The sequence below is a fragment of the Acidocella aquatica genome, assembly GCF_030160635.1.
Lineage (GTDB): Bacteria > Pseudomonadota > Alphaproteobacteria > Acetobacterales > Acetobacteraceae > Acidocella > Acidocella aquatica.
On sequence record NZ_BSOS01000007.1, the window covers coordinates 288,871 to 301,995 of the forward strand.

General features: G+C 58.0%; 13 protein-coding genes. 3 read left to right on the forward strand and 10 right to left on the reverse strand.

The window, feature by feature from the left end; all coding sequences use genetic code 11:
- Positions 1-6: 6 nt before the first annotated feature.
- The 10 genes from QQJ84_RS03440 to ubiA form a co-directional block, all read right to left on the reverse strand.
- A complete protein-coding gene (locus QQJ84_RS03440) occupies positions 7-1,254 on the reverse strand; it encodes a cytochrome P450 (RefSeq protein ID WP_284256581.1) in 1,248 nt (415 codons plus the stop codon).
- 90 nt (positions 1,255-1,344) lie between these two features.
- The gene (locus QQJ84_RS03445; protein WP_284256582.1) at positions 1,345-2,487 is read right to left on the reverse strand and encodes an acyl-CoA dehydrogenase family protein; all 1,143 of its coding nucleotides are present in this window, start codon (positions 2,485-2,487) and stop codon (positions 1,345-1,347) included.
- 64 nt (positions 2,488-2,551) lie between these two features.
- Positions 2,552-2,863 carry a hypothetical protein gene (locus QQJ84_RS03450; protein WP_284256586.1) on the reverse strand — a complete coding sequence of 104 codons (312 nt, stop codon included), beginning with the start codon at positions 2,861-2,863 and terminating at the stop codon, positions 2,552-2,554.
- Positions 2,860-3,291 (reverse strand): PRC-barrel domain-containing protein, encoded by a 432-nt coding sequence (locus QQJ84_RS03455; protein WP_284256587.1) that lies wholly within the window; start codon positions 3,289-3,291, stop codon positions 2,860-2,862. Before QQJ84_RS03455 ends, QQJ84_RS03450 begins: the two co-directional genes overlap by 4 nt.
- 253 nt (positions 3,292-3,544) lie before the next feature.
- A complete protein-coding gene (locus tag QQJ84_RS03460) occupies positions 3,545-5,548 on the reverse strand; it encodes an oxidoreductase (protein ID WP_284256588.1) in 2,004 nt (667 codons plus the stop codon).
- A complete protein-coding gene (locus QQJ84_RS03465) occupies positions 5,545-6,669 on the reverse strand; it encodes a CaiB/BaiF CoA transferase family protein (protein ID WP_348522659.1) in 1,125 nt (374 codons plus the stop codon). Before QQJ84_RS03465 ends, QQJ84_RS03460 begins: the two co-directional genes overlap by 4 nt.
- A gap of 54 nt (positions 6,670-6,723) precedes the next feature.
- On the reverse strand, positions 6,724-7,428 hold the full coding sequence (locus QQJ84_RS03470; RefSeq protein WP_284256590.1) for a TetR/AcrR family transcriptional regulator: 705 nt from the start codon (positions 7,426-7,428) through the stop codon (positions 6,724-6,726).
- Between the two features lie 172 nt (positions 7,429-7,600).
- The gene (locus tag QQJ84_RS03475) at positions 7,601-8,650 is read right to left on the reverse strand and encodes a DUF7065 domain-containing protein (protein WP_284256591.1); all 1,050 of its coding nucleotides are present in this window, start codon (positions 8,648-8,650) and stop codon (positions 7,601-7,603) included.
- A gap of 31 nt (positions 8,651-8,681) precedes the next feature.
- A complete protein-coding gene (locus QQJ84_RS03480) occupies positions 8,682-9,449 on the reverse strand; it encodes an enoyl-CoA hydratase-related protein (RefSeq protein WP_284256592.1) in 768 nt (255 codons plus the stop codon).
- A gap of 223 nt (positions 9,450-9,672) precedes the next feature.
- Positions 9,673-10,575, reverse strand: coding sequence for a 4-hydroxybenzoate octaprenyltransferase (gene ubiA / locus QQJ84_RS03485; RefSeq protein WP_284256593.1), 903 nt, complete (start codon positions 10,573-10,575; stop codon positions 9,673-9,675).
- A 19-nt stretch (positions 10,576-10,594) separates the two neighbouring features.
- Here ubiA and QQJ84_RS03490 point away from each other — a divergent pair, with 19 nt between their 5' ends.
- The 3 genes from QQJ84_RS03490 to QQJ84_RS03500 all read left to right on the forward strand — a co-directional run.
- Positions 10,595-11,299, forward strand: coding sequence for a 16S rRNA (uracil(1498)-N(3))-methyltransferase (locus QQJ84_RS03490; protein ID WP_284256594.1), 705 nt, complete (start codon positions 10,595-10,597; stop codon positions 11,297-11,299).
- 14 nt (positions 11,300-11,313) lie between these two features.
- Positions 11,314-12,684: a glutamate--cysteine ligase gene (locus QQJ84_RS03495; protein WP_284256595.1), complete on the forward strand. Its 1,371-nt coding sequence runs from the start codon at positions 11,314-11,316 to the stop codon at positions 12,682-12,684.
- A 247-nt stretch (positions 12,685-12,931) separates the two neighbouring features.
- The coding region (locus QQJ84_RS03500) for an IS630 transposase-related protein (RefSeq protein WP_408861714.1) at positions 12,932-13,125 on the forward strand (194 nt) is incomplete at its 3' end.

Genomic DNA, 13,125 nt, shown 5'->3' on the forward strand with positions numbered 1-13,125 from the left:
AACCAGTCAGTTAGCCATCCGCGGGCGAAACCGCACATTCAGCGCCGCTACACTACGAAACACAAGCGCATTGGTGAATTGCGGCTCTTCTATGATTTCTACGCCGTCAAATCGTTCCACCATCGCGTTAAAAAACTCGCTCAACTGCAACTTTGCCAGCAAATGGCCAATGCAATGATGCAACCCAGGACCGAATGTCAGTGACCTGTCATTGGGACGATTAAAATCCAATACTTCAGGTTGTGTATACACTTTCGGATCACGGTTGCCCCCAGCGATCATCAACATCACCAATTGCCCTTGTTTCAGCCGGCGTCCATGCCATTCAAAATCTTCTGATACAATCCGTGGCAACGCGGTTGACATGGCGATATAGCGCATTAATTCCACTGCATTATCGACGCTTTTTTCCGGATGCGCCCGCCAATAGGCCCAGGCCTGCGGATGCGCCGCGAGCGCACGAATCCCAAGAGTGAGCGAATTATTCGTCGTGTCATGGCCCGCAATTATGACCAGAAGCAAAGTCGCCAACACTTCATCCATGGTCAGGCGTGCATCTCCTTCCGTAGTGTTCAGCAACTGGGTAATTAGATCTTCCCTTGGGTTTATTCTCCGGTCCTCTATTTCTTTTTGAAAAACCTGCAACATATCCGTTGTAATAACTTCCAGACGGTCCAGCCACGCCGGCTCCGGATTAAACGAGGTCAGTGCCGCGGTAACACCATCAGCCCAGCCCTTCAGTCTGGATAGATACTCAGGCGCCATTCCCAGCAATCTGAGAATCACAGCGCCAGGCAACATGCGTGAAATTCCTTCATGAAATTCAATTTGTCCAAAGGCTTCAGCCTTATCCAACAACTCGCTCACCCGTGCCCGCACATAAGGGCGCAGGCTTTCAACCAGCTTGCGATTAAGTGCCTTCACCAATAGCCGGCGCAAATTAGCATGCTCGGCACCATCCAGATTCGTCACAATCTTGGACATATACCTCAGCGTATTAGGTAACCGCTTCGGAAACTCCTCCGGCGGCACGGCGCGATAGAGAGAAGCTGGAATATGCGTGCTGGATAGTGGCAACTCTCCGCTAAAGCCTTCAGTCGCTTCCGCATGCCCCGAGACAATCCAGCACTGAGATTCAATGCTCCAGTATAACGGGTCAAAGTCACGAAGTTGATTAATCTCGCTTAATATCACATCACCCTTCGTCGGAAGCGACGACAAATTAATATCATGGCCTTGGGATTGAACCTGCATATTTTTCTCCATTAGCTATTTTCTGCAATCTTTTGCCAGGCACCAAATTTAAACGAACCTCACCAATTGCCTCATACCCACAGCGAACATCTACTTCATCAACGCTCGGGCAATCGAGACTTTCTGAAGTTCAGACGTTCCGGCATAGATTCGTTGAATCCGCGCCGCCGTATACATGTGGGCGATCGGCATATCCTTCATTTGCCCCGCGCCGCCGAACAATTGCTGACACTTGTCGACAACGCGATTCTCCATCTCTGTCATCCACAGCTTGAGTACTGCACCATCCTCGAACGTAAACCTTTTGTCTCGTAGCTTCATGACTGATTGATCGAGAATGGCGCGGCCAACTTCAATATCAGTTTTCACCTCAGCGAGCACGAACTGGCTATTCTGAAAATCAATCACACGTTGTCCAAAAACTTTTCGTTCCTTCGTATAATCGAGGGTAAGTTCCAATGCACGCTCTGCGGCTCCCAGAGACCGTGCGCCAATCTGAATACGATCTTCCAGAAACACACTCATCAGAATTTCCATCGCGCCGCCTTCCTTGCCAAGAAGGTTCGAAACAGGAACGTGAACATTATCAAAATTCAACGCCCCGGTGTCGCCCGCCGGCCACCCGACCATCGGGATCTTATGGCGCGACACACCCTTGGTCTCAGCGTCGACAATAATGATACTCATCCCGCCACCACGTTTCGCCGGGTCGGTTTTCGCGACTACATACAAAACGTCAGCATTGGTGCCGTTTGAAATAAAATATTTCTCACCATTGATGACATAGTCCTCGCCGCTACGAATCGCCGTCGTTTTAATTGCGGTCGGATCGCTTCCAGCATCTGGTTCTGTCAGCGGCATCGCCTGCGAAACTTCACCAGCCAGAATTCCCGCCGCATACCTAGCCTTTTGCGCCGGCGTGCCGTGTCCCATGAGAATATATGTGGCGATATCCGCCATCAGCGAACTGCCTGTAACAGCCGAACCAACCGACCTTCCAAGTTCTTCAGCGAGGATGACGTTAAAGACAAAATCGCCACCCGGCCCGCCAAACTCTTCAGGAACGCCAGAGCCCAAAATTCCCGCCTTGCCGGCCTTGCGCCAAAAATCCTTATCCAGCCCGCCTTTTTCGCCATACTGCCGGTAATGCGGCTCAAGTTCCCTGTCTAAAAACGCACGCACCGTACGGCGGAATAATTCGTGCTCTTCATCATAACCATAACGAATGCTCATTCGAGTTTCCCCTCTTTTATCGGCAATTTCTACAACGCTATATTTATGGCAGCAGTCCGCTCGCTCAAACGTCAATGCCTCCGGTTTCCCCCAAACGCCGCACTTCCGCCGCTGTTTTTTCATCGATTATTTTTAACAGGAACTGCTTCAAATTCCCTACCTCAGCTTCAAGCTCCGCCGATGAGATCCCCGCATGGTATGCATCCTCAATCAATCGATCACACTTCAACGCCGCTTCCGCGCAAGCCGTTCGCGTATAGGGGCCGGGCGTAACATAATCGCGCATCCATTCATCCAAAAATATTGCCGCTCTCGCCGTCATGGCGTTATCTCCATATTTTTGCGCGAATATGTCCGCAATAGTGACATTCGTCATATAGTCTGTGCGTTGAAATCACCTGGTTCAATCGGCAACTCCAGCGCGCCCTCGGGCGCATCGTTATATTGGTAAAAATTATGCAAATCAGCCTCTGAGATCGTTCTCGGGCGATCATGCTCATCCAGTGAGAACCGCGGCGCTTTTGCAAGAACTTCGTGGGAGAGGTCAATCACATACGCCGTCTTTTGTTCTGAATATTTCAGCATCAACCACGGCAGCGGGTGCGCCGCAACGGCGGCGCCGGCTGGCTGTTCAAGTAACATGACAGCATAGGCCACCTTCCCTGTACGCTTGTTCAGCATCACGGAATGCAGCGCGCCAAGTAACTCATCCTGCCTGTTATAAACCCGTGTCCCCTCTATCCTGGCCGATGAAATCAAATCATGCGCTGAGTCGAGAATACGCGAAATCAACTGCTCCCTCATGAGACGCTTCCTTATCAACTGGTTTGCACGCGTTCCACTCTCAATATGCATCGCCATCCCGAATTGCGAATGCCTATTCGGCTTGGGTCAATAAAATCACGGCCTGACCAGCCCTCTGGCACAATATCAATCCGAGCGTATAGTTGAGCGCGCCCAATATACACCGCGCCACAAAATTTTGATAGAATGAATTCCAGTAGCCCTCAGGTTCATCCACAGGGCCGCTCAAACACCAACCACTCTGTGGCCGTCGCTAAATCCGGCGTGCAGTATCATATGCCTGGGCAATATTCGCGAAAATCGTGCCCGCGTCTTCAGAAGTCACGTCAAACGCATCTCCGATGACATGCGTATCATACCCTTTTGACTTTGCGACTTCCACCAACATACGGGCCGAGCGGCGCTCACTGGCAAAAACAATTGTACCAATCTCGGGAAGTTTTTCCCGGCCCGTTCTGGTTACCAGCGTCACGGTTCCATTTTCCGCAATTTCGATATCATGCACATTCTTAAAGCGCTGTACTCCTTTCTCAATTGTGCGCGCGACCAGATACCAGCGGTCATTTGCCGCAAGTTTCTGCGCAAAATGGTTATGCGCCTCCGCCACATAAACCTTGGCGCCCCCTTCGGAGAGATAATCCGCGGCCTGCATGCCAATCTGGTCGCCACCAATGACCAGAATATTGCCGCGTGTTTCAATCTTCTCTTCCAGCAGATCGTCAATTAACAGAATATCGATGTTCTCCGCATTGCCTATGCTCTCGATCATATTCTGCGGCACCTGCGGCACGCTGCCAGTGGCCACAAACACCACATCAGGCTTCAGAGACTCCAGCAAAGCCGCGTCCACCGTGGTATTCAACCGCACATCCACACCATATTTTTTAATCTGCCGCTCATACCAAGGGAGCATGTCCGCAATTTCCCGCCGGCCGGGGATCATCGCGGCGTAGCGAATCTGTCCGCCGAGCCATCCGCGGCTCTCACATAACGTAACATGATGCCCCGAAAACGCCGTGCGCCGCGCCGCCTCCAGCCCGGCCAGCCCGCCGCCGATAACCAGCACTTTTTTCGGATTTGCCCTGGCACTACCTTCAATATCAATACAAACAGATTCACGTTGCATACGCGGATTCACCACACAGCTTACCTGTCCAGCAATGCCGCGCTTGATCGAGCGCATCTCCTGGTCCGCGCAGCCACGGCAATCCGCAAGGCAGAAGCGAATATCCTCGAAATCGCCGCGCCGCGCCTTGCTAACAATTTCAGAGTCCGCAATCATCGCACGGCCCATACAAATAATATCAGCCTTGCCATCCGCTACCAGCTCGTTCGCCATCACCGGATTTTTGATCCTGCCGATGGTTGCCACCGGAATCGTAACGGTTTTCTTCACCGCTTCGGCGAGGTCCGTAAAACAACCCTGCTTTTCATACAGCGGCGGAATTGTCAGGCGCGGCGCGCCCATCACACCGGCGGTCACCGAGATATAATCCGCCCCTGCCTGTTGCAGCATCGGCGCGAACCTGCAGGCATCGGCCAAGCTCCAGCCATGCTCACGCATAAAATCATCACCGTTGATTTTAACCCCAACGCCCATCTCCGGCCCCACGGCTGCCTTCACCGCGCGCAAAATTTCGATCATGAAGCGCACGCGGTTCTCAAAGCTGCCGCCATAGTCATCTGTTCGCCTGTTAAAAAAGGGCGAGAGAAACGCACTGATCAGATAACCGTGTCCGGCATGGATTTCCACAAAGTCAAACCCCGCGGCCTTGCAGCGCCGGGCAGCCGCCGCGAAATACCCCACAACCTGTGCAATATCCTCCGCCGTCAATATTTTTATCACCGGCTTATACCGCGCATCCCCCACCGCGGCGGCATTCGCGGGCACGCCGGAGGGCGAAAGCTGAACCAGATCCGCGCCCTGCACACCACCGTCATAAAGCTGAATCCCAAATTTCGGCCCGTACGCGCGCACCGCATCGACCAATCTTTTAATCGCCGGAATCCGCTTGTCGTGATCGAGCGCAATCGAAGTTTTACGCGGTGGTTCCTGCGGCACCACGGTTGAGGCGCCAATGGCCATCAACCCTGGCCGGGCTTTCGCGCGCTCCACAAAATATGCAATCATCTCATCCGTCGGCTGCGCATCGCCATCCAGCATCGTCCCCGCCGACATGCCCGGCAGCATGATGCGATTCTCGACCTCCATCGAGCCGATCCTGAAGGGTGAAAAGAGCGACGTTAGCTGGCTCATGCATGATCTCCTGATTTCGCTGCCAGTTCGTTCAAAACCGCTTGCGTATCCGCGCCATGCTGCGGCGGCGGGCACGATACAGCCCCCGGCGTGCGGCTGAATTGTGGTACAGGCGACGCTTGCAACACATCGCCCTGCCGGAAAAACACTTTCCGCGCGGCGATATGAGGATCATTTTCCACTTCCGAGAGCGAAAGCACCGGCGCCACGCAGGCATCCGGGGAGAAAATCTCCATCCATTCACTGCGCGTCCTGGTGGCGATTTTGCGCGCCACTTTTTCCTTCAGCTCCGGCCAGGCGCGCTCGTCCATCTGGTTGTCGAACTGCGGATCATCCAGCCCCGCTCCCTCGCGGAAGGCTTTGTAAAATGCCGGTTCAATTGCCCCCACCGACAGATATTTGTGGTCGGCCGTCTCATAAACTTCGTAGAAATGCGCACCGCCATCACCAAAATGCGTGCCGCGCTCATCATCAAAGCGCCCCGCCGCGCGCACGGTCAAAATCGCCGAAAGCTGCGATGCCGCCCCTTCGATCATCGCCGCGTCAACCACCTGGCCCTTGCCCGAGCCTTTTGCCTCGATGATCGCGCAAGCAATGCCAAACGCAAGCAGCATGCCGCCGCCCGCCATATCGCCAACAAAATTCTGCGGAATCGCGGGGCGCTCACCCGCGCGGCCACAAATATGCAAGGCGCCGGCGAGGGCGATGTAGTTGATATCATGCCCCGCCTCCCGCGCCTTCGGCCCGGTTTGCCCCCAGCCCGTTACCCGCCCATAAACCAGCCGCGGATTACGCGCGAGGCAGACTTGCGGGCCAAACCCCAACCGCTCGGCAACACCAGGCCGGTTGCCCTCAATCACCGCATCGGCGCCGTCTATCAGTTGCAGCGCCTGCTCAAGTGCCGCCGGGTCCTTCAAATCCAGCACCACGGAGCGCCGCCCGCGATTCAGAATATCCCGCGTCGGATCAAGACCATAAGCCGCGGTCGCTCCCGCCGGGCGATCAATCTGGATGACCTCCGCCCCCAAATCCGCCAGCAACATGCCACAATACGGCCCCGGACCAATGCCCGCGAATTCAACAATACATAAGCCTTTAAGCGGCCCTTGACGGTTTACCATTTCCTGGCGCGTTCCCCTCTATATAACAACGGTTACATAGGGGGCCGCGCACTGTCAATCTTGAACTTTTCCCGAGTTCGGTCCCACCTTCCGGCACTTCTGGTCCACAGCCTTCCAATCGATTTCCGGCAACGCCAACGTAAGCGTGAATTGCGCCAATTCGCTCGGCGATCCGCCCGTGGCAAACTGCAAATCCGGCGCCCCGCCCCAGAGCGGGCTCAACTGCGTCGCCCCATAGATGAGTGAATACAGCGCCACCGTAATCCTGGCCGCCGTTTGCTTTGGCCGAAGGGCCGCGATGGCATTTTCCAGCGCCGTAAAATTCTGCGACACGCTTTTATGCACATGCGTGCTCAACTCTTCAGGCGAACACTCCAACAACTGGCGTTGCATCAACTTGCTGAAATTCACGTCGTTCATATATGAGTCGAACATATACAGAACATACAGATACAACCGCTGTTCAACCGGCCCATCCTGGCTGATGACCACCATGGCGTATTTGGAGGCCCGCTCAAAACAAACCGAACAGGCGGTGCGGTAGAGCGATTCCTTATTGCCAAAATAGTGGTAGATCGTCGGCGCCTCGGCGCCCGCCTCAGTGGCAATATCGCGTATCTTCACATCCGCGAAGCCGCGTTCAGCGAACATCGCAATCGCCACCTGCAGAATTTTCTCCTTGCGCGGAGAATTAGCGCCCTCGGCCGGCGCTTGCGCCTTCACCACTACCGGCCGCCCAGCCGCTTTAACCGTATTCATTTCACCGCCTGCCCAGAATAAGGCTGTATCCTAGAGCAACATCCGATCAGATGAAAACATTTGATCGGATAAATTTGCGCGCCAAAACAAAGAGCCAGTACCCTACGTCATTCATGACGCAGGGCGCTGCGCGCGGGTTGGCCAACGGCGCGAACGGTTTTGGCCAAACCGGCTACAGCGTCCGCTTGGGCATGAAGGGCGTGCCCGGCAAATTCCATCCCCCCTCGGCCACCGCCGGAAAAAACCCATCCCCCACCAACCCGCGCAGCATCTTGCTCGGTGCCCGGTGGCCATGGTGATAGTTGGAGGAGCTCTCAAACATGCCCGCCCCCAGCCGGCCGTTGCATCTGGCCACGCACAGCGTGTTCAGGTTCGGCATGTTATGGAAGTAGTTCATCAGCCCCGGCGCCGCGGCGCTCAGCTCGCAATCCACCACCTCGCCACCCGGGAGCGTGAACACAATCCGCCCGCCGCGTGTCGAGGCGGAGTCGATTTCCATATACGCGACGATGTCGATATCCTTCGGAAATATCACGGTATCGCCTTTAACAACCCAGCCGAACGCCTCCACCGTATCATTCACGCCGTTGTGGATCGCCCAGGCGCAAAAAGCAAAATCCGGACCGAATGTGCCAGATACATAGCGGTGCGAGAGCATGGTATGCAGATCGCGATGCCCCCAGCCATGGTCGCGCGAGCCCATGCCGTTGGCCTGGAACGTGCCGCCCTGCATGGTAATCGTGCCGGTCACGCTGCCGGCAACGTCAATATGGTCGGGCGCAATGTCCTCCGAGGTCCGGCCAGAACTGGGAAACCCCCTGAACGCACCATGAAAATCAGAAAAATGCAGCCGCGCGGAAACGCCATGCTCCGGGTCGTCGATAATCCATTCAGAATCGCCCTTATCATCAAACTCAACCCGCACGGTATCATCGCCACCGCCCCAGCCCATGGGCAGCTTGTCCGCCTCTCGCAACGGCAGATAGCGTATCCGCCGGTACACGCCTTTCGGCGTCACCAGATTTGTCCAAGCTGCAACCTTGTCGGGCTGCCCATCGGGCTTGCCATACTCATGGCCAATGCGATGCACGCCGCCTACCTTGCCCTCGACGTCCCACCAGTTCAGCCAGGCGCTGTCCTGCCACAACACACCATGCGGTTCCTGCCGGATAAAATCGGCTTTCGTATATTGCTTTACACTGTCTCTTCCGATGAACTTCATGGCCGCCCCCTTGCCGTCATCACACGCAGCTTCAGCGGCCCCGCCAGACCGGCTTGCGCCGTTCCATGAATGCCGCCATCCCTTCCCTGAAATCCTCGCTTGCCATCACGCGCGTCCGCGCGGCGGCTTCCTCGCGTTCCGCCTCCTCGGGCGGCGCGGCGCGCAATGCCAGCGCCGCCATCTGTTTGGTTGCCCGCAAAGCCACCGGCGCGCAACGCATGATTTTTGCCGCCACCGCCTTCGCCGCATTCAGCGCTTCACCCGCCGGCACAACCTGATTCACCAACCCGTGGCGATGCGCATCCGCCGCTGAAAGCCGGTCGCCCGTCAGCAGCAGATTCATCGCAATCGCATAAGGCAGTTTGCGGCAAAGCTGGAAAATCCCGCCACCCAGCGCCGCGGCGCCCACCAGAGGTTCCGGCAACGCAAATGCCGCCTCCTCCGAGGCAATCAGCAGGTCGCAGGCCAGGGCGATCTCAAATCCACCGCCCATTGCCACGCCATTTACCGCCGCGATAACCGGCTTGGTCAGACCATGATTATGCGTCACCCCCCCACCGCCTTCGGGCGGCAGCGGCCGGTTGGTGCCCGCAACATAGGCCGAAATATCGGAGCCGCTACAAAACCCCCGCCCGGCGCCGGTGAGAATCGCCACATCCAGCGTATCATCAGCCTGGAATTCGTTGAAAATCGCCGCCATTTCGTCATGCGATTCCGGGATCAGCGCGTTCAGCCTATCCGGCCGGTTCATCGTCACAATCAGCAGCCGGCCTTCGCGCTCGACTTTACAAAAATCCATGACGCCCATTCCTCTCAATTATCCGCTTTCAGGCTTTGCCGCCCCGCCCGGCTTGCTCCTCCGGCCCGGTGCCTAATCATCCCGCGCGAAATTTTTATCTGGTTTAGCCAAATCCCTAACTTGATCGGCTCAAGGCGTCAAACAATTTATTAGCGGTCGATATACAATCAACCCACCAGCCATCCGCGCGGGGTCATGCCCCGCCGCATGGCGCGCAAGGCCGCTAAATCTGCCCCACGAGCATCGCCAGTCCGATCGCCAGCCCAACCTCGCGGTTGGATTTGAACAATTGCAGACACAACGCCGGGTCATTGATGTCGAGTCGCATGATCTGGCGCAGCAGCAGCGCCGCCGGCAGGGCCAGCGTCAAAATTCCATAAATATTGAGCCCCGCCAGCGCCATCGCGGTGGCCAGCAGCAGAATCATGCCGCCGTAACACACCCATAACAGCCCGCGCGTATTATCCGCGAACAGCCTGGCTGTGGATTTCACACCGATCAACGCATCATCCTCACGGTCCTGGTGCGCGTAGATGGTGTCATACCCCAAAATCCACAGAATCGCGGCGGCATAGAGGCAGAGCGCGGACCACGACCAAAAAACCCCGCTCGCGGCGGCATAGCCCATGGGCGCCGCCCAGCCGAAGGTAAAGCCCAGCACCACCTGCGGCCACCAGGTCACCCGCTTGGCCAGCGGATAAACAATAACCGGCGCGAGACTGACGACCCCCAAAATCCGCGCCGGGAAATCCAGCTGGCTGAGGATGAGCAGCCCCACGGCGCCGAGCAGCACCAGGAACACCAGCGCGTCGAGGGGCTTCAGCGCGCCCGAGGCCAGCGGCCGGGTACGGGTGCGCTCCACCTGCGCATCCATCCTGCGGTCCCATAAATCATTCACCACGCAGCCCGCGCCGCGCATCACCACAGAGCCCACGGCGAACAGCAACAGCAGCCACAGCGCCACACCCACGCCACGCGCCCCCAGGATGATCGACCACAGACCGGGCAAAAACAACAGCCACGCGCCAATCGGCCGGTCAAACCGGGCGAGAATCGCGTAGGGGCGCATCGAGGGCGGAAGATGACGGACCCAGCCGCCGGCGCGTATATCGGTAAATCCAGTCATGGATGCTAATGTGCCCGCCATGAGCACCACGTCAATTCGCCTGTATGTTGAGGCCCCGCTGCATGAAGGGGCGCAAATCCCGCTGCCGGAGGCGCAATCCCACTACCTCGCCAATGTCATGCGCCTGGCCCCGGGTGACACGTTGCGCCTCTTCAACGGCGCCGCGGGCGAGTGGCGCGCCGGTGTCACAAAAATTTCGCGCAAGGCAGTGACGCTGGAGATTTCGGCGCAAACCCGCGCGCCCGCGCCCGAGCCTGACTGCTGGCTCTGCTTCGCCTTGCTGAAACGTCAAAAAACCGACCTCGTGGTGGAAAAGGCGACCGAACTCGGCGCCTCGGTCATCCAGCCGATTCTCACCGCGCGCACCCAGGCTGACCATGTGAACCTGGACCGCCTGCGCGCCATCGCCATCGAGGCCGCCGAACAATGCGAACGCCTGATCGTGCCCGAGGTCCGCGCACCCCTGCATGTGGAAAAACTCATGGCCAACTGGCCCGCGCGGCGCCTGTTCATCGCCGATGAGCGCCGCAGCGCCGCCCTGCTCGCCCCCGCCCCCGGCCCCAGCGCGCTGATGATCGGCCCCGAGGGTGGCTTTACCGATGGGGAGCTTGAAGGTATCGCACGGACACCCCTTGTTACACGCGTATCATTGGGGCGCCGCATCCTGCGGGCCGAAACCGCCGCTATCGCAGGGCTCGCACTCCTGCTCGCGGCGGAACCATAAAAGGGAGCTGAAGTTTGTCGAACCCCGGAGACGCCGATGACCGGCCGATTACCGATATCCGCGATCTGGCGGCCTATTTCTCCTCCGGCGCCAAGCCGCCGGCGCAATGGACCATCGGCACCGAGCACGAGGCCTTCGGCTTCGGCCTGAGCAGCTTCGCGCCGCCAAGTTATGAGCAAAAGGGCGGCATCGGCGAATTGCTGGCTGCCTTTCAGGCTGCCGGAGGTCTTAGCCCGATCCTCGACCACGGCAACACCATCGGCCTGAAGGGCGAGGGCGGCGCCTCGCTCTCGCTGGAGCCCGGCGGCCAGTTCGAGCTTTCCGGCGCCATGCTGGCGGATCTGCACGCCACCAAGGCGGAGCTGGACGGCCACATCGCCCGGTTGCACGCCATCGCCCCCGGGCTTGGCCTCGGCTTCGCGACTCTGGGCTTCCACCCCACCGCCACCCGCGCGGACATGCCCTTCATGCCCAAGGGCCGCTACAAGATCATGCGCGCCTACATGCCCAAGGTCGGCACCCGCGGGCTGGACATGATGCTGCGCACCTGCACCGTGCAGGTGAACCTGGATTTCTGCTCCGAGGCCAACATGGTGAGCAAAATGCGCGTCGCCAGCGCCTTGCAGCCTTTGGCCACCGCGCTGTTCGCCAACTCGCCCTTCTATGAGGGCAAGCCCAACGGGCTGCTCTCCAACCGCGCCCAGGTATGGACCGACACCGACAACGCCCGCTCCGGCATCCCCGCCGCGGTCTTCGAGCCAGGCTTCGGCTTTGAGGCCTATGCCAACTGGCTGCTCGATGTGCCGATGTATTTCGTCTACCGTAGCGGCGAATTCATCGACACGGCGGGCGCATCCTTCCGCGACTTCATGGCGGGCAAGCTGCCCGCGCTGCCGGGCATACACGCCACTTTGGGCGATTTCGCCGATCATTGCACCACGGCCTTCCCTGATGTCCGCCTGAAAAAATACATTGAAACCCGCGGCGCCGACGCCGGCCGCCCGGAAATGATGCTGGCGCAATCAGCCCTCTGGACCGGTATCTTCTACGACCCCGCAGCCCTCGCCGCCGCCGAGGCCCTGGTGAAACATCTCACCTACGCCGAAATACTGGCCCTGCGCGCCGCTGTGCCGGTCAGCGGCATCAACACCAGATACGGCGCGGGCACCCTGCGCGACCTCGCGCGCGAGGCCGTGGCGATCGCCCGTGACGGGTTGAAGAACCGCGCCCGCAAAAACGCCGCCGGGGAGGACGAACAAGCCTATCTGGCGCCGCTGGCGGAAATCGCCGCCGGCGCGCCAACCCAGGCGGAACACTGGCTGGAACGCTACCACGGTGCATGGGGCGGAGATGTGACGCGGATTTTCGCCGAAGCAGCACTCTAGTGTCCCGATTCTAAAGTTCTTAACATCAAAATATCTTCCCTCGCGGGACCCGAGCGCTTTGTTTTCAGTGGCCTGCTTGTCCCTTCCGCCCGCTGCGAGATGCAGCGGACTTCAGGGGCAGGACACTGGGGTGTTTTTCATCTGATGAAAAACACCCCAGCTCTGTTTGAACGAGCAATTTCATACATTTATAGTGATTCACATTAACAACATTACGTGCTAATATTTGCCACCTTGTGAGGGGCGAATGATGAGCTATAGCGTTGATTTACGTGAGCGTGTTGTCGGCTATGTGCGTGGAGGCGGCGGGCTGACGGAAGCGGCACGATTGTTTCAGGTCAGCCGGCCAACCCTTTATCGCTGGCTTGGTGCGCGGGATTTGCACCCGAGACCTGCCAAAGAGCGCAGACGCAAGTTGGATAAAGCGTCCCTTTTGGCTCA